Raw genomic sequence first — 26,066 nt, forward strand, 5'->3', positions numbered from 1 at the left:
ACTTAACATGCGAAGGTGGAGGCGTTTTCATTTGGAGTGAAAAAGAGTCAGCTCAATTGGTGAGCTGACTCTTTTTAAAAGGAGGGATGGTTGCTGCGATCATATTGACTTGCATCGAGGTTCAGAACCATCTAAAAGAAGGTCCGTCCCTCTAAATTGTACTTTTATTACTTTGAACAAATCGTTTGTGGATCCATATTTTGGATTGCCAGCGCTTGAGCATGATGACACCACGGAGCCATTCGTCGGCAATGAAGGAGATCCAGATCCCGATAAGTCCGAGCCCGAACCAGATTCCGAGTATATAGGAGAGCGTAACGCTTACTCCCCACATGGATAAGATCCCCATATAAACTGGGAAGCGCACATCGCCTGTTGCCCTTAGTGCGTTTATGACGACAAGGTTAAAGCTTCTGCCCGGTTCTAAAATGATGGTCAAGTAGATTAATGTTTTTCCAAGAGAAATGATTTCTTCGTTATTTGTAAATATTCGCAGCAAAGGCTCCGCTGCTATAGAAAAAATTCCGGCCATAATAAGAGAGATGAAGATAGCAATCTTTAAACTTTTCAAACACCGTTCATAGGCACTGTCAAATTGTTTCGCTCCTATCATATGACCAATGATAATTTGAGTTCCCTGACTGATCGCTACACTGAATAAAAAGATAAACATCATCAGGTTTTGTGCATACACCTTGGTGGTCAATGCGTTTGTTCCGATACTTGCAATGAAATACGTAATGACCATTTGTGAACCATTATATGACAAATGTTCTCCTGCAGAGGGAATTCCGATGCGCAATAAATTTTTCACATGAGAAATAGGTAAATGAAATAACCTCTTAATTGGAAGGGCATTGGGAATTCGTTTGCTAATCACGATGATGCTCACGATAAATCCGATAAGCCTCGAAGCAATCGTGGAAATCGCTACCCCTTCCACCCCTAAAACAGGAACGCCAAATGGGCCAAAGATAAATAAATAGTTTCCGATCACATTGATGATATTCATTCCGATCGTAATGTACATGGCGTCTTTCGTGTAGCCGTAGCTCCTCATGATGGAACCGGCTGTCATGATCAATGCCTGGATGAAGGCGAATCCTCCAACGATCTTTAAATAAGAAGATGCTTCATTCATCAGCGATCGGGGAAGATCCATTGAAAGCAGGATCGGTTCACTGAAAAACACAAGGGCGAGACTCAGGAAGAGTCCGAACCCTAAGTTAACGGCAATGGAAACGATGGATACTTCTCCGGCCAATCGGTCCTCCCGGGCTCCCAGATGCTGAGCAACAAGAATCGCAGTACCTGTTGCGACAAATCCAAACATGACAATTATGAGAGAGAGAATTTGGTTGGAAACCCCGACGGCTGCGACAGAGTCATCTGAGTACTGACTGAGCATTAATGTATCGGCATTTCCCATCAGCATATGAAGAAAGATTTCAATGAAAATCGGCCAAGTCAAGGCGAAGAGGGTCATGTTTTTTTGATTCTTGCTCATAGATTTTCTCCTTTAGCTGGCCAGGGAAAGGCACCTGGTCATTCTGATCGATTTAAATAGATAAGGGGACTAACCGTTAAGGTGTAGTCCCACTTTTCACGAACTAATCTTTATTAAAATTTCAGGATGGCAAATCCATACCCTTCAAGTGCCACTTCAATGGAATCTGCTTCAGCGGCAAAATCTTCACCACTCCACAGATTCGTGATTTTCTTTCCTTTTAATTCAAAAGGAAGGGAGTAGGTGGTCGATTCTTCACTACAGTTCAAGAGGACAAAAATGGTTTCTTCTCCATCTGATTTAGTGAAGGAAAGGCATTGTTCATGAAGGTCTCCTGGTAAGAATGTCAAATTACCTTCATTGCTTAACAGTGGATACTCCTTGCGAAGGGAGATATGCTTCTGAATATGACTGAACAGTTCTTCGTTATGTCGTTCTTTTTCCCAAGGGAAGCACTTACGGCACCCTGGGTCCTGTTCACCAGTCAGGCCGATTTCATCTCCATAGTAAATACAAGGTGTGCCTGTGAAAGTGAGCATGAACGTGTAAATTTGTTTAGCGCGTCGGATATCTTCGCCGCACTCTGTTAATACACGCGGTGTATCGTGACTTCCGACAAGGTTGAAATTCACTTCATTTACGTTCTTAGGATACATATGAACAACAGAGGTCATATTTTCTGCAAATTGTGATGCGGATATCGTTTGCTTGGCAAATAGATTCAATAGATTTGTCGTGAAAGGGTAGTTCATAACCGCATCGAATTGATCTCCCCGTAACCAGGGCATTGAATCGTGCCAAATTTCTCCTAAAATATATAGATCCGGCTTTATATTCTTCACTTCTTTGCGGAATTCACGCCAGAAGTGATGATCGACCTCATTTGCAACATCCAGACGCCATCCATCGATATCAAATTCCTCTATCCAGTATCGGCCAACCTCTAATAGATAATTGCGGACATCTTCATTTTCAGTATTTAATTTCGGCATGGAAGGTTCGAATGCAAAAGTGTCATAATTAGGCGGCTTACTTTCTATATCCAAAGGAAATTCGTTTACATGGAACCATTCTTTATAAGGGGAGTCCTCACCGTTCTTAAGTACATCTTGAAACTGGTCAAAATAGAAGCCGCTATGATTAAAGACAGCATCCAGCATGACTTTCATTTCATTATCATGACAGACCTTGATTAATTCCTTCAATGTTTCTTTCGTCCCAAACTGAGGGTCGATCTCGAAATAATCAATCGTGTCGTATTTATGATTGGAATGCGCTTTAAAGATGGGGGTAAAATAGATCCCGGAGATCCCAAGCTCTTTTAGATAAGGAACGTTCTGGATCACACCTTCTAAATCCCCTCCGAAGAAATTGATTGGAGTGGGGTCTGTACTATTCCAAGCCAGTGTTCCTTCAGGATCATTCTCCGTATTTCCATTTGCAAATCGCTCCGGGAAGATTTGATACCATACTGTATCCTTCACCCAAGCCGGTGCCTGAAATACATCGATAGTATTCAAGAACGGGAAGCAGAAGTAATCCCCGATATCAGTTGAAGGAGTGTCATTAAATCCTTTTTCTCCATAAAAGACTTCTTCCGTTCCGTCATGGAGAAGAAAACCGTAACGAAGGCGTCTGAAAGGAGGGGAGATGGGAGCAAACCAATAATCGAACAGGCGATCGGTTCCGGTTAATACCATCTCCTCACGATCGTATATCCATTTTCCTTCTTCCCATTGATAAGGATCTCCGTGCAGGAGTGTGACGTTTTCTACATCATTCTTCTTCGTTCGAATCCTTATGTGTAACTCGTTTTCAGTGCAAGCGTATGCATAGTTATCTTTTGGTCTATGATAAATGGCTTCCAGTAGCATCGTAGGTCCTCCTCATTTTCATTTCATTTAAAGAGTATTCTAAAGCAACAATGTTGTCAATAAGGGGACTTCAATCTAGTGAAGCGTTTTCTTTTCTCTCTGGCAAACATAAAAAATTTTCAAAAAAGTATTGTCAAAGTAGATTTACTTTGTATAATAAGAGATAGGTTGTGCAATCGTTTTCACAAAGAGTGTAAGCGATATCTTTAGAGATTAAGTCATAGTATGTGCAAACGTTTGTTCAGTCTAACCGAAAGCTCATTTTTTACCATACTTAGGAGGGGTCGAGATGAAAAAAGCGCTATCATTATTGATGGTAATCATGCTTGTACTAGGGGCGTTGGCTGCTTGTGGTCCTAATCGTGAAGAAGGATCAGGAAACAAAGACAGCGGAGAGAAAAAAGCTGACGATGCAAACAAACCTGAAAAACTGGTTGTCTGGGAAGATCAAGAGAAAACTGGATGGCTGGATGAAGTAGGTGCTAAGTTCGAAGAAGAAACTGGCATCAAAGTTGAAGTGAAAGAAGTCGAAATGGCTACTAAGATGAAAGAACAATTACGTTTAGACGGTCCTGCTGGAACTGGTCCAGACGTTTTAACATTACCACATGACCAAATCGGTGAGCTTGCTCTTGCTGGTCATATCGCTGCTTTAGAAGTTGAAGGGGACATTGAAGAGCGTTTCACTGAGTCTTCCATGACAGCGGAGAGCTATGATGGAAAACTATATGGTCTTCCAAAGTCCTCTGAAACGCCGGTATTCGTATATAACAAAGCGTTAATGGAAGAAGCTCCAAAAACAATGGATGAAGTGTACACATTCTCTAAAGACTTCACAAAAGATGGAAACTACGGTTTCTTAGCTCTTTGGGATAACTTCTACTTCGCTCATGCACCGATCGGTGGATTCGGCGGATATGTATTTGCTGAAAATGATGGCGCATTAGATGCGAAAGATCTTGGTTTAAACAATGAAGGCGCTGTAGAAGGTACGGAATATATTCAAAAATGGTACACAGAAGGTTTATTCCCTAAAGGTATCGTTGGTGAAAATGGTGGATCTGCAATGGACGGTCTGTTTGGTGAAGGGAAAGTTGCTTCTGTCATGAATGGACCATGGTCTTTCCAAGGATACAAAGATGCTGGAATCGATATTGGTGTATCTGCTATGCCTAAACTTCCAAACGGAGAGCCAATGAAAACATTCATGGGTGTTAAAGGATGGCACGTATCAGGCTACTCTGAAAATAAAGAGTGGGCTCAAAAATTCATCGAATTCATCACTCAAGATGAATATGCGAAATTACGTTTTGAACAAACTCAAGAAGTTCCAACAAACCAAGGGTTGATCGACGATCCTGCAATAGCAGAAAACCCAGGAGCTAAAGCGGTTGCTGAGCAATCTCAATATGCGGTTCCAATGCCAAACATTCCTGAAATGGGAGAAGTTTGGGGACCAATGGCTGACTCACTCCAAACCGTCGTGACAGGCAAGCAAGATCCTAAAGCGGCTCTTGATGCAGCTGTAAAGCAAATTCAAGAAAACATTGATGCCAATCACTCAAACTAATGAATAAACATAGCGGTACCTTCTCTTCTTGAGAGGTACTGCTATCCTTTTAAAGACCAATTCAAGGGCTTTTTAAGGAAATAATGAATTCTTTTCTTAAAAAGCTCTTGAAGCTTATCAAAATTGTGAACGTAGAAAGGGGAATATAGGATGGAGCAACAATCCTATCAAGCAAAACATAGAAAAACAGCACTGGCCCTTTCCCTAATCCCTGGATTAGGTCAGATGTATCATAGACAGTTTCTAAAGGGCGGATTCTTCCTGATCATGACTGCCGCTTTTATCCTTGTCTTTAGAGATTTGATCGGTTACGGATTATGGGGGATTACAACGCTTGGGACAGACATCTCATACGGAGATCATTCCATTTTCTTAATGGTATACGGAATCCTGGCAATCATCGTATCAATCTTCGGAATCGGATTCTACTTGTTTAATCTTCGGGACGCATATAAAAACGGAGAAAAGAGAGACAGAGGAGAGAAGCTAAGTACGATTCGGGAACAATACCGAAATTTAATAGACAATGGCTTTCCTTATCTCATAATGTCTCCTGGATTCTTATTACTCGTATTCGTAGTCATCTTCCCGATCATATTTGTTATCTTACTGGCGTTTACAAACTATGATTTGTATCACTCACCGCCGGCTAAATTAGTCGACTGGATAGGGATTCAAAACTTTGTTGATATTTTCAAGATTGATATATGGAGAGAAACATTCATTACCGTATTAGCCTGGACACTTGTTTGGACATTCGGTGCCACAACGCTTCAAGTTGCCCTGGGTGTATTCCTTGCCATCCTGGTCAATCAAAAAGATTTAAAAGGAAAAGCAATCATCCGTACCGTGTTCATCTTACCTTGGGCAATCCCGGCTTTTGTTTCCATCCTGGTTTTCGCAGGTATGTTCAATGAATCTTTCGGAACGATTAACCGGGATATCCTAGGATTCTTCGGCATTGAAGGTTTACCATGGATGACGGAGCCGATGTATACACGAATTGCCCTGATTGGTATTCAAGCCTGGTTAGGCTTCCCATTCATCTTTGCCATGACGACAGGGGTACTTCAATCGATTCCTGACGAGCTTTATGAAGCAGCAACGGTGGACGGGGCATCAGCTTTCCAGAAATTCAAGAACATTACGTTGCCACTCGTTCTTTTTGCGACGGCACCAATCATCATTACGCAATACACATTTAACTTTAATAACTTTAACGTTATTTACTTGTTCAATGGCGGAGGACCTGCCCTGACAGGACAAAATGCAGGTGGAACTGACATTCTGATTTCATGGATCTACAGTCTGACTATGACATCCGCACAGTATTCGAAAGCAGCTGCCATCACATTATTATTATCCATTATCGTCATTACAGTAGCGATCTGGCAGTTCAAGAGAACGAAATCATTCCAAGAAGAGGATATGATGTAATATGAATATGAAGAGACAGAAACTCATACGTTTAACACTTTCATACGCAGCCATCGGAATCATGTTTGCCATCATTCTTTACCCGGTTGCATGGATCATCGGATCTTCATTTAACCCAGGTCAAAGTTTATCCGGTTCATCCATCATCCCAAAGAATGCAACATTGGCACATTATAAAGAACTATTCGATCTGGAACAAAGTAATTATATGCTTTGGTACTGGAACTCGTTAAAAGTAAGTTTATCTACCATGGCACTTACGGTATTACTGGTCAGTTTAACGGCTTACTCTTTCTCGCGTTACCGTTTCGCAGGTCGCAAAAATGGATTGATGACATTCCTGATACTGCAAATGATTCCTAACTTTGCTGCCTTAATCGCGATTTTCGTTTTGGCTTTGTTAACAGATTTATTGGATACTCATATTGGATTGATCCTTGTATACGTTGGTGGACAAATCCCAATGAATACATGGTTAATGAAAGGGTATCTGGATACGATTCCTAAAGAGCTTGATGAATCAGCCAAAATGGATGGAGCTGGACATTTGCGTATTTTCTTCCAGATCGTCATGCCCCTTGCGAAACCGATCATTGCGGTTGTAGCACTGTTTTCGTTCATTGCACCATTCGCAGACTTTATCATTGCCAGTATCCTACTGCGTTCAGAAAAAATGTACACATTGCCGGTTGCCCTTTATGATATGGTAGCGAAACAATTCGGAGCAGAATTTACAACATTCGCTGCAGGTTCTGTCCTGATTGCAGTACCAATAGCCCTATTATTCCTGTTCTTCCAGAAATACTTCGTTTCAGGATTGACGGCAGGGGGTACAAAAGGATAATCTTATAGGCGTTACTAACAGTTTTAGGAGGAGCGGAGATGAAAAGAAGAGTATTATCTCTCATTTTAGTCCCGTTTCTTCTTTTTTACGCCCTTCCGGTAGGTGCAGTTGAAAAAGAAGAACGAAAATGGCAGGATGAGACCATTTATTTTCTAATGGTCGATCGCTTTAATAACGGGGATACGAGCAATGATAAGAATGTGGATGCCAAAGACCCTAAAGCCTATCAAGGCGGGGACTTTCAAGGTGTGATTGATAAGCTGGATTATATTAAGGATATGGGATTTACCGCCATCTGGCTGACCCCGGTCTTTGATAACCAGCCACTTGGCTATCACGGGTATTGGATTACAGATTTCTATAAGACAGAAGAACATTTCGGATCAATCGATACGTTTAAAAAACTTGTAGATGAGGCACACAAACGTGATATGAAAGTGATGCTGGACTTCGTTGTAAACCATGTCGGACCCGAGCACCCTTGGGTGAATGATCCTGAAAAATCGGACTGGTTTCATGAAAATCAGCCGATGAACTTCGATAATGAAGAAAGTCTACAAAATGCGTGGTTATATGATCTTCCCGATTTAAATACAGAAAATCCCGAAGTGAAAAACTACTTATTTGACGCCGCGAAATGGTGGATTGAAGAAACAGATGTTGACGGATACCGACTGGATACTGTTCGTCACGTACCACAAGAATTCTGGAGTGAATTTAGCGAAGAAGTTAAGTCAGTCAAAGAAGACTTCTATCTACTTGGTGAGGTGTTCGATCGCGACCCCCAGAAGATAGCGAAGTATAATGATGTAGGAATTGATGGTTTTGTTAACTTTCCTCAAGCAGAAGAGATGCGTTCTGTATTCCAAAAACCGGATACATCGATGGATCGCCTATTTAGCTTCTGGAAATACAACGAAACGTACTATGACGATCCTTACTTAATGGGGACTTTTATCGATAACCATGATATGGAGCGTTTTACGAGACTGCTTGTTCAAGAGAAGCTCTTCCCGGGTACCAGGTGGAAGCTCGCTCTAACGTATATGTATACGACTCCAGGGATACCGATCGTTTATTATGGTTCTGAAATAGCCGTAGATGGTGGGAATGACCCGGATAATCGACGTTTTATGAACTTTAGGGCTGATGAAGAATTGATTGATTACATCACTCAATTAGGGAAGCTTCGTCAAGATTACCCCGCCCTTACTAGAGGGACGATAGAACCCATCTATGAAAAAGACGGTATGGGAATATTTAAGCGTACGTACGGGGATCAAACGCTCGTGATCGCCATAAATAACACAAGTGAATCTCAAAAGGTTCAATTGAGTGAAGATGAATTAGCAGAAAATAGTGAGCTGAAAGGATTATTAACCGCAGACCTGGTACGTATTGATAAAGATGGAAATTATACGATCATAGTCGATCGTGAAGAATCAGAGGTTTATTCCCTTAAACAGAAGAGCGGATTGAATTATCCTTACCTACTGGCACTCGGCACTGTGTATGTCCTCTTCTTACTCTTTATTTATCTTGTATGGAAGCGTGGAAGGAAGAAAAAACAGTCATGATTTGATGCGGGGCTCAGTCTATGAGCCCTGCAATTCCTGATTTTTAAGAATAATGAAATGGAAGCGTTTTAATGATTGTGAAATAGAATAAAGCAGCCCTCTACACCTAAGAGGGTACGATTTTAAAGAGGGGGTGGAATGAATGGCGGTCACCATCAAGGATGTTGCAAAGCTTGCAAACGTAGCTCCATCTACGGTCTCACGTGTTATTGCAAACAATCCAAGAATCAGCGAGAAAACAAAGCAAAAAGTTAGAGAAGCGATGGAACAATTAGGATATCATCCTAACTTCATAGCAAGGAGCTTGGCAAATCAATCTACTCAAGTGTTGGGGCTTGTATTACCAGGTTCAGCTAGTACTTTCTCACAAAACCCTTTCTTTCCGACAGTTTTAAGAGGACTAAGTGAAGGTGCTCAGGAGAAACAATATGCCCTTCAAATGTCTACAGGTCAATCTGAAGAAGAAATCTATGAAGGCGTCGTCCAAATGGTGCAAGGGGGAAGAGTGGACGGTATCATCCTTCTTTACTCAAAAGTGGAAGATAAAGTGATGAACTACTTAAAAGATCGTGGTTTTCCATTTGTCGTCGTAGGGAAGCCTTATAAATATTGTGAAGAGATCACTCATGTGGATAATGACAACTACCGGGCTACGAAGGAAGTAACCGATTATCTCCTGGAGCTTGGTCATGAATGCATCGGCTTTATAGGTGGAGACCTCAACCTCGTGGTAACCGTTGAGCGTTTATTAGGTTATGAAAAGGCTTTGCGTAATGCCGGTATAGATATGAAGGATGAATACATCATTCATGAAGAATTTCTTCGTGAAGGAGGTCGTGAAGCCATTAATGAACTGATGCAATTAGACGCTCCTCCAACGGCTCTGGTAGTGGCCGATGATTTAATGGCATTAGGGGTACTGAACACACTGGATGAAATGGGCATCCGTGTTCCTGAAGACATATCCATTGTGAGCTTCAACAATGTATTGCTGGCTGAAATGTCCCGTCCTCCGCTCACGTCTGTGGATATCAACATATTCAATCTGGGAAATGAGGCAGCCAAAAGCCTGATCCAAAAGATTGAGAACCCGAAAGAACCGATCAAGAGAATCATCGTGCCTCATCAGCTCGTTACAAGATGCTCTTGCAGTGAACGAAAAGAGACATCATAATAAAAAGCGACTGAAACATTGGAAACTCCACTTATTGGAGAATCAAATGCTTCAGTCGCTTTCGTTTTATCCGTTAATAACCGTTCCGCCATTAATATGAATCATCTGTCCTGATACGTAGCTTGAATCTTCGCTTGCCAGGTATACGTAAGCAGGTCCTAATTCATATGGTTGACCAGCACGTCCAAGTGGAGTATTCGCTCCAAACTGAGATACCTTTTGAGAGCTGAAAGTGGAAGGAATCAACGGGGTCCATATCGGGCCAGGTGCCACGCCGTTAACCCTGATTCCATCGGATGCAATGTTTTCTGCAAGGGATCGGGTGAAACTGACAATGGCCCCTTTAGTAGAAGAGTAATCAATCAATTCCTTATTACCTTTATAAGCTGTAATAGAAGCCGTATTGATAATGGAAGCTCCTTTTTTAAGATGAGGCAAAGCTGCTCTTGTTAAGTAGAACATAGAGAATACATTCGTTTTGAATGTACGCTCCAACTGCTCGTCACTTATGTCCGCAAGCCCTGCCTGAGGATGCTGTTCGGCAGCGTTATTCACCAGGATATCAAGCTTGCCGAATTCAGAAATCGTTTTGTTCACGATGTCTTTACAAAACGTCGAGCTTCCAATATCACCTGACAGCAGGATGCATCGTACACCTTCAGCTTCTACTAATTCCTTCGTTTTATTCGCATCTTCATGTTCTTCTAAATAAGATATCGCGACATGGGCGCCTTCCCTGGCATAATACCATGCGACCGATCGTCCAATCCCGCTGTCCCCTCCGGTAATGAGTGCGACCTTCCCGTCCAGCTTTCCACTACCCTTATAATTTTGATCCGTATGAATCGGTTGGGGGTTCATCTCATCCACTGTGCCGGGCTGATGATCCTGGTGCTGAGGGGGGAACGTTTGCTTCTGATTTTGTTGTTGTGACAATGAAAACACTCCTTTGATGATTTAGGTTATCTTAGGATAGTGTTTACCCGAAAAAAATAATTATTAACGTGTTTGTTTTGGGAGATTTAGCAAGATTATCTTTTCGATTTGTCGTGTGATGCAGCAATTATTTCAATTTGGGACGAAGGCATTTGATGTTTAATAGAGCTTTGATTGAAGGAAATCCAGCCGTTTTTGAGGAGAATCCGGCGAAAATCAGTGAAAAATCAGCCGTTTACACAAAAAAAACCAGCCGACTAACATATTTATCCAATATCGAAGTGCATACTCATACAAAATACAGGCTCCTTTAAGAGAAGCCTGCCTGCATATATTTCTAATCCATTAATCCGGCACCTTTATATCCAATCATATTCAACAAACCTTTTGGAGAAGAGAAGGGAGGTGCATAGCATGTTTCAAGTTCCTGGAGATCGATAATGGTCAGGCCGCCGTAAATGGCTGTTGCAAGAACGTCGATTTGCTTATCGACTCCTTCTCCGCCCACAACATTTCCTCCAAAGATCTTTCCAGTTTCGGGACAAAAATGGACTCTCACATACACATCATGAGCACCGGGATAGTAGCCGGCATGTGACTTTCCTTCGTGCACGGAGGTTCTATACGAATAGCCCTTTTCATTTAATTCCTTCTCACCTAATCCGGTGGATGCAATGGAAAGGTCAAAAACCTTCGCAATTGCAGTACCAAGCATCCCCTTAAAAGGTACTGGGCTTCCTGATAGGTGTCTTGCAATAATGTAAGCTTGTCGATGTGCAGGCCATGCAAGGGGAACCTGTTTTGGGGTCCCGTCAATAAGGTCGATGGACTCTACCACATCTCCGACTGCATAAATGGAGGGGTCGTCTGTTTGCATAAACTTATTACTGACGACACCACCAGACTCTCCTATTGATAAATCGGCTTCCTTAGCAAGAAGATTATTGGGCTTTACACCTACCGAAAGAAGAATAAAGTCTGACTGAAACGTTTCTCCGCTCTCCAGTTTCAGGGTATTTTCTGACAGTACCTCTTTCAGTCCATCATTCGTGTACAACTTAACACCTTGCTCTGTTATATGCTCTTGCAGTTTGAGGGCAGTCTCCTCATCGATTACACTGATCACATGTTCCGATCTTTCAACGAGGTTGACTTTCATCCCTAAATGAGTGAAGTTCTCGGACATTTCGACTCCTATGTACCCCCCGCCGATAATGGTACAGACTTTTGGCTTTGAGGTTTCAACGAATTGCTTGATCCTGTCCATATCTTCAACGGTTCTGAGATGGAAAGCCGGAATTATATCAAGACCCGGGATGTCAGGGATAAAGGGGGAAGCCCCTGTTGCGAGCACGAGGTAATCATATGTTTCTTCGTAATCCTGGTTTTTGTCATGATCCCTTACAAGTAAAGAATTTTTAACACGATCAATTTTTAGCGCCTCATGATGCATGCGGACATCGATGTTTTTTTTCGTATGTAATTTTTCAGGTGTGGCTGCAAAAAGACTTTCACGGTCTTTAATGACTTCACCCAGGTAATAAGGCATTCCGCATGCCCCGTATGAAAGATAGGATGTCTTTTCAAGAAGAATAATCTCTATTTCACTATCCAGTTTTCTAATTTGTGATGCAGTGGTGGCACCGCCGCCGACTGCCCCAATAATGATGACTTTTTTCTTCATGTTTTTCCTCCTAATTGAAAGAAGTCTAATGGATATATTGTACCCATTAGACTTCTTTGAAAAACTGGATTATCGGAAGTTTACGTACTGTACATCGATTGAAAGATCCGCCTCACGGATCGCAGCGATGATTTTTTGAAGATCATCCTTGCTTTTTCCAGTGACCCGTACTTGATCATCCTGCACCTGACTCTTCACTTTTACACCGGAGTTTTTGATGATGGTATTGATTTTTTTTGCATTTTCTTTATCGATTCCCTGAACGAGCTTCGCACGCTGACGAACGGTTCCGCCGGATGCCCCTTCAAGCTTGCTGTAGTCAAGGTTCTTAACAGGAACATTACGCTTGATGAGTTTGCTTAGAAGAACATCCTTTAACTGATTCATTTTAAATTCATCATCAGATACGAGAACGATTTCCTCTCCATCTAATTTAATGTCACTCTTACTTCCTTTAAAGTCGTAACGTGTTTGAACTTCCTTCAACGCAATTTGAATCGCATTACTCACTTCAGACATATCCACTTTCGAAACAATATCAAATGAACTCTCTTTTGCCATATGTAACCCCTCCATGTTTTTCTTTCTCTTCATTATAGACAACCTTTGATGGTGCATACAACTTCTATGAATGCATCGGGGGGATTTTTAGAAAAAATAAAAAGCACCAGCTCTATAAAGAACTGGCACTTTTTCGTATCCAAGAGCCGGAAACTGCCCAAGGCAATCCTTACAAATGATCCGTCTTCTTAGAAAACTGATTCTTCCCTGCTTTACGATTTACTTCTTTAATCTTATTTTTTTCCTGGCGCAGGGCATTGTTGTCTCTGGCCTTTTTTTCGTTATCAGATGTATGTGGCATAGTGATTCTCCCTTCGAGTATATTCTTCTCTCATAGTATGAGGAAGAAGAGGGGAGTTTATGAATGATCGTTTAAGAAAAATATGGCTAAGGTGCCTGTGCCTGTATGAGAACCTATGGCACATCCAATAATACTGATATATACATCTTTCGGTGAGAACTTTTCTTGAATGAGCTTCTTCATTTCAAGAGCAAGTTCTTCGTCGTCTCCGTGGCTGATGGCGATCACTTGATTGGAGAGGTCTTCACCCCGTTCTTCCATCAAGTCGAGAATTCGTTTGAGAAGCTTCTTTTTCCCACGCAATTTTTCAATCGGGACAAGCTTTCCATCTTCTACATGCAGGAGAGGCTTGATGTTTAGCAATCCTCCAAGAAAAGCTGATGCTTTTGATACTCTTCCGCCTTTTGCCAGGTATTCAAGGTCTTCTACAGTGAATAGGTGTTCCATATGCTCTGAGTGGAAACGGGAGGCTTCGATAATTTCTTCTTTACTCCCACCATTCTGAAGCAGTTCAGCAGCCTTCATTACAACTAATCCGTAGCCAAGTGAAGCGCACTTTGAATCGATAATGGTCAAATCAAGAGCGGGGTGCTCCCCTTTCACCTGATCGCGAATCATCACAGCCGTTTGGTAAGTTCCTGACAATTGTGAGGAAAAGGCAATGTAGATACCGGATTGATTCGATTCTGCAAGCTCTGTGAACTTCTTCATGAAAAAGTCCGGTGATACTTGAGACGTTTTTGGCATATGTCCTTCCCTTATTTTGTTGAATACGGTTTTCGGCTCGATGGTTACCAGGTCCTCGTAATCCCGACCATCAATATGTACTTTCAGTGGCAGCAGTTCTATGTTGTGTTCGTTGAAATATGCAGCAGGAAGATCGCTTGCACTATCAGCAAATAATTTTACTGTCATCCTAATCATCCTTTGGTTATTCTATATAGCTTTAGTCTAGCTATATTTCATTCAAATAACAATCCATAGAGTATGATTTTAAGGTAAAAAGTATCATTATCTTCTTAAAGGATGAATATCGAGATGAGTTTAGTTAAGATGTATTGTGGAACATAGAAAATAACAACTAGATGTGGGAGGTCTGTCAATGTCGAGAGATCATGTTCAGTTAGAAGCGAAGAAGTTTTTCGTAGTGTTAATAGGGGCAGTACTGGGTGCCATTGCGATGAATTTTTTCCTGATACCGGCAAATGTTTATGCAAGTGGTTTTACAGGATTGGCTCAGTTATTGTCCAGTGTGTTAAAAGAATTTGCACCATTCAACATATCTACAGGTATTTTATTATTTATTTTAAATATTCCTGTGACCATACTCGGGTGGCTTAAAGTTGGCCGTTCCTTTACTGTGTATAGCTTCATTTCTGTATTTCTGACGTCCTTATTCCTGGAAGTGATCCCTGTGATTAAATTATCACCTGATATTCTTCTAAACGCCGTCTTTGGCGGGGTCATTGCCGCGGTGGGAGTTGGAATCACGTTAAAATGGGGTGCATCTACGGGTGGGATGGACATTATCGCCATGATTCTTTCCAGAATGAAAGATAAGCCTGTCGGGTCCTATTTCTTCCTGATGAATGCGGTCATCATTACTTCTGCAGGATTTCTTTACGGGTGGGAAAAAGCATTGTATACGTTAGTAACGTTGTATGCTTCAACACGTGTCATTGATTCCATCCATACACGCCATGAAAAACTCACAGCAATGATTGTGACAAAGAAATCCAGTGAATTAAGAGAAGCCATACATTCAAAGCTTGTCAGGGGTATCACCACTCTGCCTGCAAAAGGAGCTTTTTCCGGTGAAGATAAGGAAATGCTGATCATTGTCATTTCGCGCTATGAACTTTACGAGCTTGAACATACCATTAAAGATGTAGATCCCAACGCATTTACCAATATCGTGCAAACGACTGGGATATTCGGATTTTTTAGAAAAGATTAGATTCTTAATATTAACAAATACTAGAGGTGAACTTGAATAGAAAGGGGTATCACCTTGAAGGCATTTGTTTATATACTTATTAGTTCTTTCATGCTCATTAGTGTACCTTCTCCAATGAAAGCAGAGAAGGCACCTCTGATCTTTTCTGTACAATCTTATCCGGGGGAAGAAGGATCTCAGATCAGGCTCGTTATTTATAATAATAGTGAAGGGGATAAAAAGATCACTTTCCCTACTAGTCAGATGTTTGACTTTACAATTAAAAACAAAGAGGGCAAAGTAGTCTATCGGTACAGTCAGGGGAAATCGTTTCTTCAGGCGTTTCAAACCCTTACGTTGAAAAAGGGTGAAACGAAGATTTGGAAAGAAACATGGGATTATAAGCATGAAGGAAAGCGTGTCGCAAAAGGGCAATATACGATTGAAGCACTGCTGATGGGAGAGGACATGAGTGGATTTGATCATCCTTTGCGGGCTGAGGATTCATTCACGGTTCCGGATGAAAACCCGTCCTTTAGAGGTGTAAAGGTACTTGAGGTGAAAGGGCGTGTTTCCATCAATGGACAAGCCCGGGTATCAGATGGCAGTTTTTATTATTCTGTGGAGGACGGACATAGAGTGCTTCTAAAAGAAACATTATTCAAGGTTAATAAAGAAGCACCAAACTGGACTGATTTTTCTATCATTCTCCCTGAGCTATCAGGCAGTGCTGAGAAGGTCTTTATAAGTCTTTATGAAAGGGATAAAGGGGATGGGAAGATTCTTCACAGATATGTCATCTCCATTCCATGAAAAAACGAGGGTTGTCCATTTTGGACAACCCTCGTTTTTTCATTATGACAGGCGGTTTAACTCATCTTGAAGAGCATGAAGCTGCTTTTGTTCTTCGACATTTGAGTTAGCGTAAGCAGATGACAACGCGTTTTTCGCTTTATCAATGGACAATTGAGCGTTTTCTCCCGTACTGCATGCTTGTTGGGCAGAATGAACCGCGTTACGGGCCTGTTGGAATAATGGATTACTCATTACTCCATTCCCCCTAGCCCTTCGCCATGTGAAGCAAGCTTTTTAGCTTCTGCCTCAGCATACGTCAGATGGTACGGAATACGTTCATCATGTTTTGTTACAGCGATTTTACCTTGTTGTACAAATCGTTTCGATTTATTTCTACCCATCACTACCACCCCTTTTGCAAGTTGGAACGCATGATGCGCTCCTTTTTAGTATGGCTAAAGCGGTGGTGGATTACAGTAAGAAGATATATCCACAGCTTCCAAAAACGTTTATGGATTAAAGATTAAAACGTTTTTGCAGGTAGCGTCCGATCCCGTCGTCTTCATTCGAAAATGTCACTTCATTGGCAATATCTTTAAGGGGATCAATGGCATTCCCCATGGCAACTCCAGTGCCTGCATATTCAAGCATTTCAAGATCGTTATCTTCATCTCCGAATGCAATGATCCGTTCCTGCGGAATATTTAAAGATGAAGCAACTCGTTCAATTCCGACAGCTTTATTCAATCCTGACTTAACGATTTCGATGATGTGCCACGGTGCAGCCCAGCGGCGGTGGTCAATCAATTCTGCATGAACATCATCCAGGTGTGCACGAATTTCCGGAACATCTTCTTCTTCAGCGTGAATGAGCATGGAGGTAGGATGATCAGAAAGTACATTTCGGATGTCTCCAGTTGAGATCGCTGGATTACCCATCATGAATACATCTATGATCTTTTCATCATGATAGTGCAGATACACATCATCCATCACTTCGGCAACAATGTTGCGGTATTTAAAATCGTCACATGCATCGATGATTTGTTTCGCCACCTTTAAATCCATTGGCTCGTGATACAATCCCCATGAATCGTCATTAGGATGATGCACGAATGCACCGTTGAAATTCACTATCGGAGTAGATAGCTTTAATTGTTGATAATACAATTCACTTGCACGATAAGGCCTGCCTGTGGCAATCATCACCTCGTGTCCTTTCATGCGTGCTTTTTTTATAATATCGTGAGTTTTTGATGAGATTTTCTTCTCATCCGTTAATAGTGTTCCGTCTAAATCCAGAACAATCAAATGTTTTTCTTGTGCGTTCATGAATACAAATCCCCAATCTTATTGGTATTAAGGCAATTGTAGCGCCAGACATTGAATTTTGTCTACCGCAGCTTCATATCATTTAAAAAATGTTTACAAACGCTTACGAATTAAATATTATACATACTACCAAATCTAGGATATCATAGTAAAGTGAAATGCATTCAGGAGGGAGAGACCACACATGATATTAGTTGACAAATCAACCATTCAAAACATTCCATTTCTTCACCTTGTAAAAGAAGAGTATATAGATAAGCAAGTCCCGGTATGCTTTTTTATCCACGGGTTTACAAGTGCCAAGGAGCATAATTTACATTACGCCTATTATCTTGCTGAAAAAGGATTTAGAGTGATTCTTCCCGATTGTTTAGAGCATGGAGAACGGTCGACAGGCAAATCAGAACATCAATTAGGACAAGTATTCTGGAAAATCGTCTTAAATACGATTCATGAATTATCAATTATGAAAAGTCATTTTGAAGAAAAAGGATTGCTCGCCCGTAATGGTGTCGGAGTTGCAGGTACCTCAATGGGTGGTATCGTCACACTTGGAGCGTTGACTCAATATGATTGGATCTCTTCTGCCGTCTCGCTTATGGGGAATCCTACATATGTGAAGTTTGCTCAAGCCCAGTTGTCCCAAGTTGAATCATTAGGATATGAACTTCCATTCAGCGAAGAAGAAATAGAAAACATGTTAAGTGAACTGGCTCATTATGACTTAAGTCTTCAGCCTGAAAAACTCAGCGGCAGACCATTGATGTTCTGGCACGGAAAAAGGGACAAAGTCGTTCCATTCAACCTGACACACGAATTCTACCAAAGCATCCTGCCATACTATGAATCCCAGGAAGATAACCTGTTATTTATAGAAGATGATAAAGCCGATCATAAAGTAACGAGAGAAGGCGTGTTAAAGCTTGTTGAGTGGTTCGAGAAGCATTTATCAGCCTAACCTTTTGTCTTACGCCTGTTTATTTGTTAAGATGAGTACTGAATATAGATATGAAACAAGCACATATTGTAAAGGAGTGTTAACATGGATCAGGATCTTAAAGATAATTTGATGGGTGCACTGGAACAAGTGGTTGACCCTGAATTAGGAATAGACATTGTCAATTTAGGTCTGGTATATGATGTAGATCTGGATGAAGAAGGTAAAGCAACGGTTACTATGACACTTACCTCAATGGGATGCCCGCTGGCTGGTACCATCGTCGATCAAGTGAAAACAGCCCTAAGTGACATCCCTGAAGTCAAGGAAACAGAAGTAGACATCGTCTGGAATCCGCCATGGAGCAAAGACAACATGTCCCGCTATGCTAAAATTGCATTGGGGATTAGGTAACACGAAAAGCGGAGGCGGCTTGGTCAGACCCGACAAGCATAAGGCGAGCCTGCCGGAAAGGCGTTTTTTGCCTTTTTGGCAGGCTTGACTTATGACCTCGAGGGTCTAGCCGCCGGAGCTGGACAAGAAGAAAAGCGGAGGCGGCTGGTTTGGCCCGACATGCACAATAGGAAAACCCCATAAGGCGTTCTTTGCCTTATGGGATTTTTTTGTGAGAGTGGGGATTTCCGTTCGTATAGGAAAGTAGAAATTCGAAGGCGAAATTTGTCGTTTTTTGGAGAACGGTCGATATATTGAAAATACGGTTGATAAAATGAAATATCGGTTGATAAATTTGAATAACGGCCGATAAAATCAAATAAAAGTCGATAAATCCTAATGACGGTCGATAAAATAAACCCAAACTCCAAACCACCGACCCACAAAACCCCTCAAAACAAAAAAAGCCGAAAACACAGTATCCAATACTGCATTCCCAGCTTTTTCATCAATCAATCCTACATATCGAAACCGGACAGTTCTCACAATCGATTTCATCTTTGAGAAAATTCAAATCAAGTATCGTGATATATCCTTTTTCCCATACCAGGACATTTTCTTTCTTCAATTCACTCAGTAACCGATTCACGACTTCCCTGGAGGAACCACAGAAATTGGCCAACTCCTGATTGGTTAACGGAAAATCAATCAGTATGCCATTTTCAACGGGTTTTCCATAGCTGTTGGACATACGGATCAGTGTAGAATAGAGTGCACCTTTTTTTCCATGAAGAACGAGGTCACGAAACTTCGTTTGATTTTGCTGATTTTGTATTTGAATCCATTTTAACCATTGGATGGTGAGGCTGTTATCACCCGAAAGCTTTTCTTCAAAGACTTCTTTGGGGAGTACATAGGTCTCTGTATTTTCAAGGATCTTTGCACTGAGCATATAGTAAGCTTCTTTCGTAAATAACGTTAACTCCCCGATCACATCGTCACTTGAACATATGCGTAATGACAACTCCCTGCCATCAGGAATCACCTTGCTGATCTGAATCCGACCGCTTTTGATTAAGTATAACTCGTGAGCAGGTTTCCCTTCTTGAAACAGGAAAGTTCCTTTCTTTACGGTTTTTACCTTATTTTTCTCGAAAAATAATTGTTTAATCCCGGAAGGAACTCCTAGATTTTCACTCATGGGATCACATCATTTCCATCGTAATGTCTTATACTTAAAGCTTACCAAAGGAAACAGACAGATAGAAGGAATTTAAGAGAAAAATAATACAGCAGCTCCGACAACGGCACAGTAAATGGCAAAATATTTCAGGTTTCCTTTAGCCATAATATTCATGAACCACTTTAATGAGAAGTATGAAGCAATAAGTGACGCAATGAACGCGACTAAGTAAGGAATGGCCATTGAAGCAAGGTTTGGATCCTTAATCAAATCACTTATGCCGAATACCATAACCCCGACACTTACTGGAATATAGAGCAGGAAAGAGAAACGTAAAGCCGTTTCAGCTTTCATCCCGCTTGCCATTGCCGCAACAATGGTTGCACCTGAACGACTGATTCCAGGAATAAGGGCTACTGCCTGTGCAAGTCCGATAATGATAGCGTCTTTCACATTTAAGTCGCCATCATTTTTTCTTCCTCGAAGGTTACGGATCAACCATAGAGCAATACCTGTAATAATAAGCGTAATTCCTACTGTGATTACAAATGTTAAATGGTCCTCTATCACGTCACCGAATAATACACCGATCACACCGGCAGGGATCGTACCAATCAATAAGTAAACAATGAAATGAAAATCACGTTTCGTTTCAGGTGTTTTATGTTTGAAATAGCCTAAGCCATTGACGATCAGGCGCATGATATCTTCACGGTAAATAATGAGTACAGCCACTAATGAAGCCGTATTAACCAGCATTTCAAATGTTAGGGTAGCATCATTGATTCCAAGGAAATGCTGGGCTAATAGTAAATGTCCACTCGATGAAATCGGGATTGGTTCAGTAAATCCTTGAAAAATCCCTAAAAATAAGTATTTCATAATCAGATAAAAATCCATTGTGTTTCCTCCAACCTTTTTTTCTCCACAGTTTTTAATTTAACACCATAAAGGGAAAGACTGTAAAGCCTTTTTCCAAATGTTAACCGAACCGTAACTTGTTTATCATATAAAGCATTCTGATATCCTTCATCTGGCATGCATGAATGCTCGTCCTTGTAGAAAAATAGTAAGGAAGCATCGCTTCGAAAAGGAGGGGTAAGAATGGGCCAGTCACGACAGTTCAAAGCTGGGGAAAAAGCACCTAATAATGGAGAATATATCGAAATTGGTGAAACAGGAAGTATGGTGAAAAATCCGCAGAAACTACGGTTAAATGCGGGGGATCGATTTCCTGAAAACTCCAACCATAATCGTCTATGGACGTATATGAGAAAACCTTAACCCCATAAAGGAACAAGGATGCCGTGTCGACAGCTCACCTTATCAATGATGGTGACTCTCAGAGGTACTCCTTGTTCCTTTTCTTTTCCTTTTTCCACCGGAAGATATATAATAGAAGAAAAGGTCAATAAAGGTCAAAATACGAGGTGAAACACGATGAATTTTGATAATATGACTCAAAGCATTCAAGAAGGTTTGGTTTTGGCGGGAGAGACCGCAAAAGAAAAGCTACATACAGATATCAGCCTTTTTCATTTATGGAAATCACTCCTCGGTTCAGAAGACAGTTTTCTCCGTACGATCTATGAACGTGCAGGAGTAGAAGCAGAGGACTTAAAGAAGTGGGTTGATACCAAGTTAAACAATATCCCTTCTGTAGAGGGAGATGGGCTGCAGTATGGCCGATTTTTCGCAAGGGATATCCATCAGCTCATGCAAGATAGTGATTCATTAAAGACTAAATGGGAAGATGACTATATCTCGATCGAACATCTGGCACTTGGATTATTCCAGCAAAAGAACCACCCGATTACGACATACTTAACAAACCATAATGTAACAGAAAAGGCATTAAAGGAGATCATTGTAAAGATCAGAGGAGGGAGCAAGGTGACGACACAGAATCCTGAAGTGAAATATGAAGCGTTGAAGAGGTATGGAAGGGATCTTGTTGCGGAGGTGAAATCGGGAAGAATAGATCCAGTCATAGGCAGGGACAGTGAAATCCGCCACGTGATTCGGATCCTTTCCCGTAAAACGAAAAATAATCCTGTCCTTATAGGAGAGCCTGGAGTCGGAAAAACAGCCATCGTTGAAGGACTTGCACAGCGGATAGTCAGCAAAGATGTCCCGGAAGGCTTGAAGGATAAAACCATTTTCGAATTAGATATGAGCTCTTTAGTTGCAGGTGCCAAGTTCAGGGGTGAATTTGAGGAACGCTTGAAGGCTGTATTGCAGGAAGTGAAAAAGAGTGAGGGACGCATTCTTCTGTTCATTGATGAGCTCCATACGATTGTTGGAGCAGGGAAAACGGAAGGAGCCATGGATGCGGGAAATATCCTAAAGCCTATGCTTGCGAGGGGAGAACTTCATTGCATAGGTGCTACCACTCTCAATGAATACCGCAAGTACATTGAAAAGGATCCGGCTCTGGAAAGACGTTTTCAGCAGGTACTCGTTCAGGAACCAAATGTGGAAGATACGATATCTATTCTAAGAGGCTTAAAGGAACGATTCGAAATTCATCATGGAGTAAATATTCATGACCGCGCCATTGTAGCAGCTTCAAGACTTTCCGATCGCTATATATCCGACCGTTTCTTGCCGGACAAAGCAATAGACTTAATCGATGAGGCATGTGCGATGATCCGGACTGAAATTGACTCAATGCCATCAGAATTGGATGAAGTGACGCGTAAAGTGATGCAGCTGGAAATTGAAGAAGCAGCTTTAAATAAGGAAAAGGATCCTGCCAGTCTTGAACGCTTGGATCGAATCCGTGAAGATTTAAGTAATCTGAAGGAAAAAGCGAATAGGATGAAGTTAAAATGGCAACAGGAGAAAGAAAGCATCAGGGTCGTACAGGAGAAGCGGGAAGAACTGGAGAAGCTCAGGCGCTTACTTGAAGAAGCAGAAAGTGATTATGATCTGAATAAAGCTGCTGAACTTCGTCACGGCAGGATTCCCGCTATGGAAAAAGAACTTGTTTCAGTTGAGCAGGAGATGATGAAAGAGCAGGAAGGACGCTTGCTGCGTGAAGAAGTGACGGAGGAAGAAGTGGCAAATATTGTAGCAAGATGGACAGGGATTCCGGTCACTAAGCTTGTAGAAGGTGAACGAGAGAAGCTGTTGAAACTTGATCGCACACTGCATGAAAGGGTGATCGGGCAGGATGAGGCTGTTCAATTAGTGAGTGACGCTGTTATACGGGCGAGAGCAGGGATTAAAGATCCTAATCGTCCGATAGGTTCATTCATTTTCCTAGGTCCTACGGGAGTAGGAAAGACAGAGCTTGGGAAGACGCTTGCTCATACGTTGTTTGATAGTGAGGAGCAGATAATCCGAATTGATATGTCGGAATATATGGAGAAGCATGCCGTTTCACGTTTGATCGGTGCACCTCCGGGATATGTAGGATATGAAGAAGGCGGTCAGCTTACAGAAGCCATTAGACGAAAACCATATTCGGTTATCCTGCTTGATGAAATTGAAAAAGCTCATCCGGAAGTATTCAATATTCTTCTGCAAATGCTCGATGATGGGAGGATAACCGATTCTCAAGGAAGGACGGTTGATTGTAAGAACACGGTGATCATTATGACCTCTAACATCGGATCATCGCATCTTCTCGAACGAAATAAGGGGGAAGAGGAAATTGATCCGGAAACGAAGAACCTGGTCATGAGCCAGCTTCGTTCCTCTTTCAGACCGGAGTTCCTAAACAGGGTCGACGACATTATTCTCTTTAAGCCATTGAGCATTGAGAATATAAAAGGGATCATCGATAAGCTGGTGGAAGATTTGCAAAAACGAGTGGAAGAACAGCATATCTCATTGTCATTAACGGATAATGCAAAAGAATTTATAGCACAGTCCGCTTATGATCCGGTTTATGGTGCACGCCCTTTAAAAAGGTACTTGCAGAGAGAAGTCGAGACCAAACTGGCAAGAGAACTGATAGCAGGAAATATCAGATCAAACGAAACCATCATCATCGACATAGGGGAAAATGGTTTATCGATCATGAAGGATAAATAAAAAAAGCAGCCGGATTAGGCTGCTTCTTTTAGTGCTTTTCAACTGGCTCGTTTGGAATAACAAGCGTGATAAGGAATACTAATACGGTTACACAAACCGATATAATCAATCCTGTTTCAAAGTGAAAAGCAGTTCCATTCATTGAACTTACAACGTAAGTTAACATTTCAGTCAGAGCAAATGCCCAGAAAAACATCCAGAAAAATCTCACGTCAAGTCACCTCATTCCTATGTAATCAACTAATAGATTATTAGAGTGTTCTAACCAATTTCAATCTTTTTTATCTTACCACAGGTTCATAAATTAATAAATGACTAATCTGTGAAATGTAAACCTTATCATATACCGGTAAAAATCTTTAGGGATACTCTGTTTTTTAACTAAATTTGCAAATATCAAAGGTTCTTTGGGCTATCTCCCTTACCAATGTTGTCTCCTTACATAAACTATAATGACTTACTATGTAAAAGGAGAAATTCTAATGTATCAGCGATTGTTTCAATTAGAGCAAGAGTGGTGCATGATTCATTATCCTGAACGCCCAAATGGATTCGCTGTAATGGTAATAGGAGATTCCCATCATTATGTAGACGATAAGAGCAGCTTTTGGGTTCAACATGAGGCACGCTACAGATGGATTCAAGAACTGACCGCCAAAGGATACATTGTGTATTATAGTAATCTTTACGGAGCGAATTGGGGTAGCAATCAAGCCGTGCAGTTAGCCAAACGACTTTATCAGCATGTGAAACGAAATGAGATCATTAATGGAAAGATTCATATATTGGCTGAAGGAATGGGGGCTTTAGTATTGAAAAACCTCTATCCTAAAATGGAGCAGGACATTAGAAGTGCAGTTATGCTTGCGCCTTGCGTGTCTTTATATGACCATCTGGAACAAGAGAAGGAACAGAAATTCTTTTATAAAAAGGTAATAAAAGAACTCTCACACACGTTTCGATTGAAAGAGGAGGAGTGCGAATCCTTCATCAGTCAACAATCGAAGGACTACGAAGTATTTAAAAACATCTCGATTCCCCTTTACATTGTTCAATCAACGACTCTTAATCGTTATAAAAATCAATTCACTCTCATAAAAGATATATATACGGAGCGTTTAGAAAAAGGTACATCAACGGATTTGTTCTTTGTACTCCCAGAAAAACGTGCTTCTCTGGGAAGGAAGTTTGCTTCATACTTTTCTTTACATGAGAAAGAGTTATAACAAACACATTGGAGTGATTGACTTGAATCATGCATTCGTTTTTGCCGCTCAACAGTTTTTGGGATTTGAGCTTTGTGATGCCCTTCTTGAGAATGGATGGACCGTAACGGCAGTGGATGAAGCCAAAGAAACAGAGGATAAGTGGTTAGGAATTGGAAGGAACTCAAACATTCAATATGTTCCTTATGAAGACTGGGATAAGGAAGTACAATCAGGATGCAGCGTGTTCCTTCCATTCTATGATCAGGTAAGAGAAGATAAAGTAAGTTATTTGTCAGAAGTAGAAGGGCTGTTGTCAAAAATTGAACAACCCCTATCGATCATTCGAATTTATTCCAATATGGACAGAGATCAAAAATGCAAAGAAGGAACCGTATTCTACCTTCCGACTCTGTACGGAATTCACCAGCCGGCAGAATTTCTGTTCGCTCAACTATTAAATGGAGAAGATGGTGACTCTCCATACATTGATGATCCAAGTGGAGCGATCTATGTAAAGGACGCTGCCCGTTCTATAATCAAGCATTCATCCAATACAGAAGAAATATATAAGGTGAAAGCACTCTCAAATCAAAGCTGGAATGAAGCCTTATCGTATGTAACGAAGAAGTCTTTTACTCCCGTCAGAATGGATGCTGAACCAAATGGAAAAGAGCTTATTGTCAAGCCGACCAAGTCTCATGAATCGGTCATAAAAGAACAATTAAGAGGCATTCATTTGCATGAAATTCAGGAATAAGAAAACTTTCTCTTTCCTT

27 protein-coding genes are annotated in these 26,066 nt (G+C 41.3%); 14 read left to right on the top strand and 13 right to left on the bottom strand.

Features of this window, described 5'->3' with window-relative positions; all coding sequences use genetic code 11:
* Positions 1-151 precede the first annotated feature (151 nt).
* Both FZC88_RS01230 and FZC88_RS01235 read right to left on the bottom strand, forming a co-directional pair.
* Positions 152-1,507, bottom strand: a complete 1,356-nt coding sequence (locus FZC88_RS01230; protein ID WP_148993367.1) for an MATE family efflux transporter — start codon at positions 1,505-1,507, stop codon at positions 152-154.
* Between the two features lie 113 nt (positions 1,508-1,620).
* Positions 1,621-3,381: an alpha-glycosidase gene (locus tag FZC88_RS01235; RefSeq protein WP_148993368.1), complete on the bottom strand. Its 1,761-nt coding sequence runs from the start codon at positions 3,379-3,381 to the stop codon at positions 1,621-1,623.
* 289 nt (positions 3,382-3,670) lie between these two features.
* Here FZC88_RS01235 and FZC88_RS01240 point away from each other — a divergent pair, with 289 nt between their 5' ends.
* The 5 genes from FZC88_RS01240 (at position 3,671) to FZC88_RS01260 (ending at position 9,983) form a co-directional block, all read left to right on the top strand.
* Positions 3,671-4,951, top strand: coding sequence for an extracellular solute-binding protein (locus FZC88_RS01240; protein ID WP_148993369.1), 1,281 nt, complete (start codon positions 3,671-3,673; stop codon positions 4,949-4,951).
* Between the two features lie 150 nt (positions 4,952-5,101).
* Positions 5,102-6,388 carry a carbohydrate ABC transporter permease gene (locus FZC88_RS01245; RefSeq protein WP_148993370.1) on the top strand — a complete coding sequence of 429 codons (1,287 nt, stop codon included), beginning with the start codon at positions 5,102-5,104 and terminating at the stop codon, positions 6,386-6,388.
* Between the two features lies 1 nt (position 6,389).
* A complete protein-coding gene (locus FZC88_RS01250) occupies positions 6,390-7,232 on the top strand; it encodes a sugar ABC transporter permease (RefSeq protein ID WP_148993371.1) in 843 nt (280 codons plus the stop codon).
* 38 nt (positions 7,233-7,270) lie between these two features.
* On the top strand, positions 7,271-8,809 hold the full coding sequence (locus FZC88_RS01255) for an alpha-amylase family glycosyl hydrolase (protein ID WP_148993372.1): 1,539 nt from the start codon (positions 7,271-7,273) through the stop codon (positions 8,807-8,809).
* 142 nt (positions 8,810-8,951) lie between these two features.
* Entirely contained in the window at positions 8,952-9,983 is a 1,032-nt protein-coding gene (locus tag FZC88_RS01260; RefSeq protein WP_148993373.1) for a LacI family DNA-binding transcriptional regulator, read from the top strand.
* A 66-nt stretch (positions 9,984-10,049) separates the two neighbouring features.
* Here the strand turns inward: FZC88_RS01260 and FZC88_RS01265 are convergent, their stop codons facing one another.
* Positions 10,050-10,919: an SDR family oxidoreductase gene (locus FZC88_RS01265; RefSeq protein WP_148993374.1), complete on the bottom strand. Its 870-nt coding sequence runs from the start codon at positions 10,917-10,919 to the stop codon at positions 10,050-10,052.
* Between the two features lie 155 nt (positions 10,920-11,074).
* On the opposite strand from FZC88_RS01265, the gene FZC88_RS23800 reads away from it, so the two are divergent.
* The gene (locus FZC88_RS23800) at positions 11,075-11,233 is read left to right on the top strand and encodes a hypothetical protein (protein WP_187443475.1); all 159 of its coding nucleotides are present in this window, start codon (positions 11,075-11,077) and stop codon (positions 11,231-11,233) included.
* 23 nt (positions 11,234-11,256) lie between these two features.
* Here the strand turns inward: FZC88_RS23800 and FZC88_RS01270 are convergent, their stop codons facing one another.
* The 4 genes from FZC88_RS01270 to FZC88_RS01285 all read right to left on the bottom strand — a co-directional run bounded on the left by FZC88_RS01270 (position 11,257) and on the right by FZC88_RS01285 (position 14,380).
* On the bottom strand, positions 11,257-12,603 hold the full coding sequence (locus FZC88_RS01270) for a CoA-disulfide reductase (protein ID WP_148993375.1): 1,347 nt from the start codon (positions 12,601-12,603) through the stop codon (positions 11,257-11,259).
* Positions 12,604-12,672: 69 nt separating this feature from the next.
* Entirely contained in the window at positions 12,673-13,164 is a 492-nt protein-coding gene (locus tag FZC88_RS01275; RefSeq protein ID WP_044337711.1) for a YajQ family cyclic di-GMP-binding protein, read from the bottom strand.
* A 169-nt stretch (positions 13,165-13,333) separates the two neighbouring features.
* Positions 13,334-13,465 (bottom strand): DUF3941 domain-containing protein, encoded by a 132-nt coding sequence (locus FZC88_RS01280; RefSeq protein ID WP_148968441.1) that lies wholly within the window; start codon positions 13,463-13,465, stop codon positions 13,334-13,336.
* Between the two features lie 57 nt (positions 13,466-13,522).
* Complete coding sequence (locus FZC88_RS01285) at positions 13,523-14,380, bottom strand: DegV family protein (protein ID WP_148993376.1); 858 nt, start codon at positions 14,378-14,380, stop codon at positions 13,523-13,525.
* A gap of 187 nt (positions 14,381-14,567) precedes the next feature.
* Here FZC88_RS01285 and FZC88_RS01290 point away from each other — a divergent pair, with 187 nt between their 5' ends.
* The gene (locus FZC88_RS01290; RefSeq protein WP_148993377.1) at positions 14,568-15,422 is read left to right on the top strand and encodes a YitT family protein; all 855 of its coding nucleotides are present in this window, start codon (positions 14,568-14,570) and stop codon (positions 15,420-15,422) included.
* Between the two features lie 54 nt (positions 15,423-15,476).
* Entirely contained in the window at positions 15,477-16,214 is a 738-nt protein-coding gene (locus FZC88_RS01295; protein WP_148993378.1) for a BsuPI-related putative proteinase inhibitor, read from the top strand.
* A 42-nt stretch (positions 16,215-16,256) separates the two neighbouring features.
* Here the strand turns inward: FZC88_RS01295 and FZC88_RS01300 are convergent, their stop codons facing one another.
* The 3 genes from FZC88_RS01300 to FZC88_RS01305 form a co-directional block, all read right to left on the bottom strand.
* Entirely contained in the window at positions 16,257-16,448 is a 192-nt protein-coding gene (locus FZC88_RS01300) for a DUF3813 domain-containing protein (protein ID WP_148993379.1), read from the bottom strand.
* Positions 16,448-16,597: a hypothetical protein gene (locus tag FZC88_RS23805; RefSeq protein ID WP_187443328.1), complete on the bottom strand. Its 150-nt coding sequence runs from the start codon at positions 16,595-16,597 to the stop codon at positions 16,448-16,450. Before FZC88_RS23805 ends, FZC88_RS01300 begins: the two co-directional genes overlap by 1 nt.
* Before the next feature lie 115 nt (positions 16,598-16,712).
* A complete protein-coding gene (locus FZC88_RS01305) occupies positions 16,713-17,528 on the bottom strand; it encodes a Cof-type HAD-IIB family hydrolase (RefSeq protein WP_148993380.1) in 816 nt (271 codons plus the stop codon).
* A gap of 184 nt (positions 17,529-17,712) precedes the next feature.
* Here FZC88_RS01305 and FZC88_RS01310 point away from each other — a divergent pair, with 184 nt between their 5' ends.
* Together FZC88_RS01310 and FZC88_RS01315 are read left to right on the top strand one after the other, a co-directional pair.
* Entirely contained in the window at positions 17,713-18,486 is a 774-nt protein-coding gene (locus FZC88_RS01310) for a prolyl oligopeptidase family serine peptidase (RefSeq protein WP_148993381.1), read from the top strand.
* 84 nt (positions 18,487-18,570) lie between these two features.
* A complete protein-coding gene (locus tag FZC88_RS01315; protein WP_044337705.1) occupies positions 18,571-18,879 on the top strand; it encodes a metal-sulfur cluster assembly factor in 309 nt (102 codons plus the stop codon).
* A gap of 487 nt (positions 18,880-19,366) precedes the next feature.
* Here FZC88_RS01315 and FZC88_RS01320 read toward each other — a convergent pair whose 3' ends face one another.
* Together FZC88_RS01320 and FZC88_RS01325 are read right to left on the bottom strand one after the other, a co-directional pair.
* Positions 19,367-20,059 carry a Crp/Fnr family transcriptional regulator gene (locus FZC88_RS01320; RefSeq protein ID WP_148993382.1) on the bottom strand — a complete coding sequence of 231 codons (693 nt, stop codon included), beginning with the start codon at positions 20,057-20,059 and terminating at the stop codon, positions 19,367-19,369.
* 72 nt (positions 20,060-20,131) lie between these two features.
* On the bottom strand, positions 20,132-20,941 hold the full coding sequence (locus tag FZC88_RS01325) for an undecaprenyl-diphosphate phosphatase (protein ID WP_148993383.1): 810 nt from the start codon (positions 20,939-20,941) through the stop codon (positions 20,132-20,134).
* 204 nt (positions 20,942-21,145) lie between these two features.
* Between FZC88_RS01325 and FZC88_RS01330 the strand changes: the two genes are divergently transcribed.
* Positions 21,146-21,325, top strand: coding sequence for a YjzC family protein (locus FZC88_RS01330; RefSeq protein WP_113969938.1), 180 nt, complete (start codon positions 21,146-21,148; stop codon positions 21,323-21,325).
* 156 nt (positions 21,326-21,481) lie between these two features.
* The gene (gene clpB / locus FZC88_RS01335) at positions 21,482-24,082 is read left to right on the top strand and encodes an ATP-dependent chaperone ClpB (protein WP_148993384.1); all 2,601 of its coding nucleotides are present in this window, start codon (positions 21,482-21,484) and stop codon (positions 24,080-24,082) included.
* Positions 24,083-24,110: 28 nt separating this feature from the next.
* Here clpB and FZC88_RS01340 read toward each other — a convergent pair whose 3' ends face one another.
* The gene (locus FZC88_RS01340; RefSeq protein WP_148968450.1) at positions 24,111-24,293 is read right to left on the bottom strand and encodes a DUF2929 family protein; all 183 of its coding nucleotides are present in this window, start codon (positions 24,291-24,293) and stop codon (positions 24,111-24,113) included.
* Between the two features lie 271 nt (positions 24,294-24,564).
* Here FZC88_RS01340 and FZC88_RS01345 point away from each other — a divergent pair, with 271 nt between their 5' ends.
* Positions 24,565-25,308: a hydrolase gene (locus FZC88_RS01345; protein ID WP_148993385.1), complete on the top strand. Its 744-nt coding sequence runs from the start codon at positions 24,565-24,567 to the stop codon at positions 25,306-25,308.
* Positions 25,309-25,330: 22 nt separating this feature from the next.
* Positions 25,331-26,047: a hypothetical protein gene (locus FZC88_RS01350; RefSeq protein WP_148993386.1), complete on the top strand. Its 717-nt coding sequence runs from the start codon at positions 25,331-25,333 to the stop codon at positions 26,045-26,047.
* Positions 26,048-26,066: the final 19 nt, after the last annotated feature.

This window comes from Rossellomorea aquimaris, assembly GCF_008180865.1.
Taxonomy (GTDB): Bacteria; Bacillota; Bacilli; order Bacillales; family Bacillaceae_B; genus Rossellomorea; species Rossellomorea yichunensis.

Bases quoted from the DNA above. Each gene is read 5' to 3' on its own strand.
- FZC88_RS01325 (WP_148993383.1), bottom strand. From the start codon at position 20,941: ATGGATTTTTATCTGATTATGAAATACTTATTTTTAGGGATTTTTCAA.
- FZC88_RS23805 (WP_187443328.1), bottom strand. From the start codon at position 16,597: ATGGGTAGAAATAAATCGAAACGATTTGTACAACAAGGTAAAATCGCT.
- FZC88_RS01270 (WP_148993375.1), bottom strand. From the start codon at position 12,603: ATGAAGAAAAAAGTCATCATTATTGGGGCAGTCGGCGGCGGTGCCACC.
- FZC88_RS01315 (WP_044337705.1), top strand. From the start codon at position 18,571: ATGGATCAGGATCTTAAAGATAATTTGATGGGTGCACTGGAACAAGTG.
- FZC88_RS01260 (WP_148993373.1), top strand. From the start codon at position 8,952: ATGGCGGTCACCATCAAGGATGTTGCAAAGCTTGCAAACGTAGCTCCA.
- FZC88_RS01285 (WP_148993376.1), bottom strand. From the start codon at position 14,380: ATGACAGTAAAATTATTTGCTGATAGTGCAAGCGATCTTCCTGCTGCA.
- FZC88_RS01255 (WP_148993372.1), top strand. From the start codon at position 7,271: ATGAAAAGAAGAGTATTATCTCTCATTTTAGTCCCGTTTCTTCTTTTT.
- FZC88_RS01310 (WP_148993381.1), top strand. From the start codon at position 17,713: ATGATATTAGTTGACAAATCAACCATTCAAAACATTCCATTTCTTCAC.
- FZC88_RS01320 (WP_148993382.1), bottom strand. From the start codon at position 20,059: ATGAGTGAAAATCTAGGAGTTCCTTCCGGGATTAAACAATTATTTTTC.
- FZC88_RS01235 (WP_148993368.1), bottom strand. From the start codon at position 3,381: ATGCTACTGGAAGCCATTTATCATAGACCAAAAGATAACTATGCATAC.
- FZC88_RS01345 (WP_148993385.1), top strand. From the start codon at position 24,565: ATGTATCAGCGATTGTTTCAATTAGAGCAAGAGTGGTGCATGATTCAT.
- FZC88_RS01300 (WP_148993379.1), bottom strand. From the start codon at position 16,448: ATGAGTAATCCATTATTCCAACAGGCCCGTAACGCGGTTCATTCTGCC.
- FZC88_RS01250 (WP_148993371.1), top strand. From the start codon at position 6,390: ATGAATATGAAGAGACAGAAACTCATACGTTTAACACTTTCATACGCA.
- FZC88_RS01280 (WP_148968441.1), bottom strand. From the start codon at position 13,465: ATGCCACATACATCTGATAACGAAAAAAAGGCCAGAGACAACAATGCC.
- FZC88_RS01245 (WP_148993370.1), top strand. From the start codon at position 5,102: ATGGAGCAACAATCCTATCAAGCAAAACATAGAAAAACAGCACTGGCC.
- FZC88_RS01305 (WP_148993380.1), bottom strand. From the start codon at position 17,528: ATGAACGCACAAGAAAAACATTTGATTGTTCTGGATTTAGACGGAACA.
- FZC88_RS01330 (WP_113969938.1), top strand. From the start codon at position 21,146: ATGGGCCAGTCACGACAGTTCAAAGCTGGGGAAAAAGCACCTAATAAT.
- FZC88_RS01290 (WP_148993377.1), top strand. From the start codon at position 14,568: ATGTCGAGAGATCATGTTCAGTTAGAAGCGAAGAAGTTTTTCGTAGTG.
- FZC88_RS01275 (WP_044337711.1), bottom strand. From the start codon at position 13,164: ATGGCAAAAGAGAGTTCATTTGATATTGTTTCGAAAGTGGATATGTCT.
- FZC88_RS23800 (WP_187443475.1), top strand. From the start codon at position 11,075: ATGTTTAATAGAGCTTTGATTGAAGGAAATCCAGCCGTTTTTGAGGAG.
- FZC88_RS01240 (WP_148993369.1), top strand. From the start codon at position 3,671: ATGAAAAAAGCGCTATCATTATTGATGGTAATCATGCTTGTACTAGGG.
- FZC88_RS01230 (WP_148993367.1), bottom strand. From the start codon at position 1,507: ATGAGCAAGAATCAAAAAAACATGACCCTCTTCGCCTTGACTTGGCCG.
- clpB (WP_148993384.1), top strand. From the start codon at position 21,482: ATGAATTTTGATAATATGACTCAAAGCATTCAAGAAGGTTTGGTTTTG.